Origin of the sequence: Methylobacterium indicum (assembly GCF_001043895.1) — a bacterium.
In the GTDB taxonomy this organism is placed as follows: domain Bacteria; phylum Pseudomonadota; class Alphaproteobacteria; order Rhizobiales; family Beijerinckiaceae; genus Methylobacterium; species Methylobacterium indicum.
On sequence record NZ_JTHF01000427.1, the window covers coordinates 1 to 602 of the forward strand.

Sequence of the window (602 nt, forward strand, 5' to 3'; positions counted from 1 at the left end):
TCGTGCGCGAGAGCCTGGCCGGGCGCGGCAGCCTTCTCAAGTCCTACACCATCGCAACCGACGCGCTCGGCCGCTCCACCAGCTTCGATCCGGCGACGGACGCCATCGTCCGGGTCGAGGCCCGGCGCCTACGGCAGGTGCTGCAGCAGATCTACGCCGACCCCACCTGCCCGATCGGCGTGCGCATCGACCTGCCCCTCGGCCGCTACGAGCCGAGTTTCCGCCACATCGCGCCGCCGCCTTCGGGATCCGTGCCGGTGCGAGCCGAGGACGAGCCCGACGGCGTGCGGGAGAGCGAGCAGCGCTACCGCGCCCTGGTGGAGGCCAGCGCGGCGGTGGAATGGCGTACCGGGCCCGATGGCGGCCTCCTCCAGACCTTCGGCCTCAGCGCCCGGACGGGCCTGACCGATGCCGAACTCCGGGGCTTCGGCTGGCTCGATGCGCTTCACCCGCATGATCGCGGTGGTGTCGAGGTCCTGTGGCGGGCCTGCTGCCAGAGCGGGACGCCGCTCGATACGACCTATCGGGTGCGCCACCGGGACGGGCAGTATCGCTGGATGCTCGGCCGCGCGGTCCCGATCGAGAGCGCCGACGGCGCGATC

At 72.6% G+C, this 602-nt stretch carries 1 protein-coding gene; it reads left to right on the plus strand.

Going from position 1 to position 602, the window contains the following annotated elements; translation table 11 throughout:
• Positions 1-602: PAS domain-containing protein (locus QR78_RS31085; RefSeq protein ID WP_048431501.1), on the plus strand; the 602-nt coding region annotated here is incomplete at both ends.